The following is a 4502-nucleotide window of genomic DNA, read 5'->3' as shown; positions in this document are numbered from 1 at the left end:
CTACGCAGGTAAACATGAACGGTATCTTTTCTTTCAACGACATTTTTTACGGCAGCCTTCGCCCTAAAAAGGGTGGCAAATGGTTTTTCGAACGTTCCCGGATTATCGTCGCGCCCGGCAGTGCTCACATAAAACGTTTGCGCTTTGGCTAAGTTGGTGAACAATATCAATAAAAGGCATAATAAGCTTGCAGGGGCAAGTGTCTTCGTTCTCATAAATCGTCAGATAAAAAAACAATAACGAACCTACTTGATTTCGATGGTCCGGCTATTTTGTTAGGTTAAAATTCGTTGGTAAAGATATGGCCGGCCTTAACAGACCGCAGGATGAAATGTTGCAGATGCTGTAGCCGATGTTTCAAACAGTACAAAAAACGGCCCGGATATCTTGAAATATGTTACGATATGAACCAATAAGCAAATAATTTGCAACATCAGTCGCTATCGCTTCAATAAAATGGATCTAGGTTTGTTTGACCAAATTTTATACCGAGCAGATTCAACGGAGCCATGTCTCCACAATGTTAATTAACCATTTACCTTCGCTAAAAATGTATCTTAAAAACAAAACTGCTAAATTGCTGACTGTATCGTACCTGTTTTTTGGCATTTTATCACCTTCGTTGGCGCAAAACCAATTGCAACCAGAGCCTCCCGTAGCAAAATATAACGTTTCATGGGATTCGTTGGGAAACTATTCCGCTGACTCGATGCCCTTAGGCAATGGCGACATCGGCCTGAACCTATGGACCGAGCAAAATGGAGACGTACTTTTTTATATCAGCAAAACCGATGCGCTGCAGGAAAATGCCTCTCCGGTAAAACTGGCTAAAATAAGGGTTTCTTTTCAGCCGGGTTCTTTTGTAGGGACTCCCTTCAGCCAAGTCCTGCATTTAGAAAATGGAGAGATCATCGTGAGCGGAGGTATCGGTGCAAATACCACTAAACTGCATATCTGGGTAGATGCCAACCATCCGGCGATACGGGTAGAGGCAGATGCTGAAAAACCGATTATGATGAAAGTTTCCCTTGAGCCCTGGCGGACCATTGAACAAGACAAGCCAACATTTGTTAGTGCGGATGTGGTATTAAGGCAAGGAAAAGATGCTTTGCTATGGTACCATAGGAACGATAAAACAAAAATAAAAGAAATAGAAAATTTAACCTTCGGCGCTAAAATGATGGGGGAGAATTTTGAAGCCGATAATGAAAATACTCTTTTAAGCGTATCTGCAAAAAAAGCCCAGCGATTTTCCATCTATCCATTTACGGCGACTACCCCTTCCATTGAAGATTGGAAAAGCCAATTAGAACGCCAGGCAAGCTATCTTAACAAAATGGATTGGCCGAAGACCTATGCGGCGCATCAGCAATGGTGGAAACAATTTTGGCAACGCAGTTATATTTACATAGATGGCGATGAAAGTTCGTACAAAGTAACACAGGGATATGTGCTACAGCGGTTTGTGACCGCCTGCGCAGGACGCGGCGCCCATGCCATTAAATTTAACGGCACTATATTTACGGTAGACAACCCGGCCGAAAACAAAGGAAAAGATAAAATAACCGGGAAAGAACTGATCGAGCCGGTCAACGCCGATTTTAGGGCCTGGGGTGGTCAATACTGGTTTCAGAACACGAGACCTATTTACTGGCCGATGCTGGCCTCGGGCGACTTTGACATGATGGGCCCGCTTTTTAAACAGGTTCTCGATATGATGCCGGGCAATAAAAATATCATTAAGCAGTATTATAACCATGATGGTTTCTATTTCGCTGAAACGGCAAATTACTGGGGTGGTTTACCTGAATTAAAGCCGGATAAGCCCGGAAAATACACCGACAGATATTTCACCCCGGTGCTTGAGCTTAGCAGTATGATGCTGGACTACTATGATTATACAGGGAATCCATCCTTTTTAAGAGATACCCTGTTACCGATCATTAACGGGGGACTGACGTTTTTTGAGCAACACTTTCCTAAAGATGACCAGGGGAAATTACTATTATCACCGGATAATTCGATCGAAATGTATTGGGATGTCAGTAACCCATTACCAGACATAGCCGGGCTGCATTATGTCCTCGACAGGCTGCTTGCATTACCGGCCAAACAAGTGGGTTCTGATATGCGTAGCAACTGGTTAAGGATACAAAAACTTCTGCCCGGCATACCGGTAGGCACAAAAGAGGGCCGTCAGGTACTCTTGCCCTATGAAAGCGATCCTAAAAACACAGGACCGCATAATACGGAAAACCCGGAATTGTATGCCATATACCCTTTTAGGATATACGGATTGGATAAGCCGGATTATCCGCTGGCCTTACAAACCTTTAATAGCCGGTTGATCAAACGCAGCGGCTGTTGGCATCAGGACCCCATAGATGAAGCCTTTTTAGGCCTGTCGGACCAAGCTAAAAAGGACGTCACATTTAACCTTACCAACAGTGACCCCAGGCTGCGCTTTCCGGCATTTTGGGTTAGGGGCCATGATTATATGCCCGATGAAGACAACGGCGGTAACGGGCAGCTTGGCCTGCAAAAAATGCTGATGCAATGCGACGGAAAAAAAATCTTATTACTTCCGGCATGGCCTAAGGAATGGAAAGCGGATTTTAAACTGTATGCCCCATTTCAAACCACGGTGGAGGGACATGTTGAACAAGGCAAAGTTACCGGCCTGAAAGTTTCGCCCCAAAACAGGTTAAACGATATCAAAATTTGGCAGCAATAGCATATAGCCGAAATAAGCTTAAGTAAATCAATGCCTGAATCTTTTTAATTTAGTAACAATAATTACCAATTATAAACCACATGCATAAACTTTTCAAACGCAACCTGTTGGCATTTTGCTTTGGCATCTTCATCAGCATAACAAGTTGTTTTGCACAACAACGACAATACTATCAGGAATCTACTTGGACGCCAAGGGCCATTCTCCCCTACAATGACGCCATCAACAACGATTTCTGGCCGCAATCCCCAAAGGTAAACAATACATATAACGACCCCGACTTTGATGAGCAACGATTAAGCCAAGTACCTGCCCCCGGCGTATATCCGCGTGTGTTGATGACACCAAAAGATATCGATATCATCAGGGCCAAATTAGCCCTGGGCAATAAAGCCCCGGCAACTTTTAAAACCTTGTGGGAGCGAGAATCAAAGATCAAAGGCGCATTCTATGCATTGGTAACAAAAAATGACACGTTAGGTAAGCAATTGGCGCGACAACTGGTGGCTAAGCTGCATTCCATCGGGCCCAAAATAGATATGATGGACAAGCAACCCGACAGGGATAATATTTGGGCAGTAGAACGTTCCATCATCGCATCTGGTGAACCCGATCCCCCATCAGAAATTTATGAGCTACTCGACTATGATTATTTGCATGACTGGATGACGGCCGACGAACAGGAACTTGCCCGTAGCGTAATTGCAAGGCTAACTTTCCATCGTATATCGAATTTCCTGATGGTTCCAGACCATTTTATGATCAATAACCACGAAGGCTTCGGAATGGAATATATCAGGTTGATGTTACTGATAGAAGGCCAAAAGGGCTTTGATCAAAAATTATTCGACTTGGCTTGCCATAAAGCAAACGCGATGCTCGACTGGTACCTCGATGACGACGGGATGTACTACGAGTCGATAAAAGGCTGGCTCAACATATCGGCGTTTGTGGCAGTTGGACAGCGGCAGCGCAATTTGCTAAAACATGATCATTTACGGGCAAAGATGCATTTTTTTCAGGCCGCTTTGCGATGGGAAGACGGAACATGGCATATACGTGATGAGATGCGTGCATCCGCATTTCACGTTATTTGGATGATGCACTATTACCACCCTAAAGACTTGGGCATTGATCTTTTATATAAAGCTACACTGACCACACATCCATTTTTAACGGATGCAAATGCAAAATGGCCCGACCCGGTAGGCATCAGCAGGGAGTTGCTATTGCTTTATGCAGATGATGGCATACTTGATGGTAAAGGAAATCCAATTGATTGGAATGATCAGCAGAGGATAAACAATCTAAAATTACCGTTAACCTGGAAAGATGATCAGCGTGGTTATGTTGATGTACGCAATAGCTGGCGAAAAGATGACCTGCACGTTGGGTTCGTTTGTAAACAGGACTTTTTCTACGGGGGGCACGAAGGATCTGAAGACAACCGTTTAACGCTTTGGAAAGACGGTGTAAACTGGATTCAAGATAATAATATGCTGGCCACAAAGGCTACATTTTTACAGAATATGATCACTGTTGATGGCAAGGGTTGCCATTGGCCTCCTGCGCCGGGTACCTGGCTTGGTGTTAATGAAACGGAAGCTGGGCTAACAGCTTCCGGTGATGGAAAAGATGGATTTACCTATTCAAAAAGTATGCAGATTCATCCATTGAACTTTCCGTCTGCAAAATTAGGGTACTATGCACCTTTTGCCGAAGGGAATTTTGACATGAGCCGCGACCTACAAGTAGCCTTTAATCCACG

3 protein-coding genes are annotated in these 4502 nt (G+C 44.1%); 2 read left to right on the top strand and 1 reads right to left on the bottom strand.

Annotation, left to right across the window (positions count from 1 at the left end):
• A partial coding sequence (locus QZX97_RS10195; RefSeq protein WP_295653067.1) for a hypothetical protein occupies nt 1–215 on the bottom strand: 215 nt, incomplete at its 3' end.
• A 335-nt stretch (nt 216–550) separates the two neighbouring features.
• Here QZX97_RS10195 and QZX97_RS10190 point away from each other — a divergent pair.
• Both QZX97_RS10190 and QZX97_RS10185 read left to right on the top strand, forming a co-directional pair.
• The gene (locus tag QZX97_RS10190; RefSeq protein WP_295664626.1) at nt 551–2734 is read left to right on the top strand and encodes a DUF5703 domain-containing protein; all 2184 of its coding nucleotides are present in this window, start codon (nt 551–553) and stop codon (nt 2732–2734) included.
• A gap of 80 nt (nt 2735–2814) precedes the next feature.
• The coding region (locus tag QZX97_RS10185; RefSeq protein ID WP_295664625.1) for a hypothetical protein at nt 2815–4502 on the top strand (1688 nt) is incomplete at its 3' end.

It is taken from the genome of uncultured Mucilaginibacter sp. (assembly GCF_903893715.1).
In the GTDB taxonomy this organism is placed as follows: domain Bacteria; phylum Bacteroidota; class Bacteroidia; order Sphingobacteriales; family Sphingobacteriaceae; genus Mucilaginibacter.
This window is presented reverse-complemented; position numbering and strand designations above follow the sequence as displayed.

Excerpts from the sequence above, each read along its gene's own strand:
- QZX97_RS10190 (WP_295664626.1), top strand. The coding sequence starts at position 551 with ATGTATCTTAAAAACAAAACTGCTAAATTGCTGACTGTATCGTACCTG.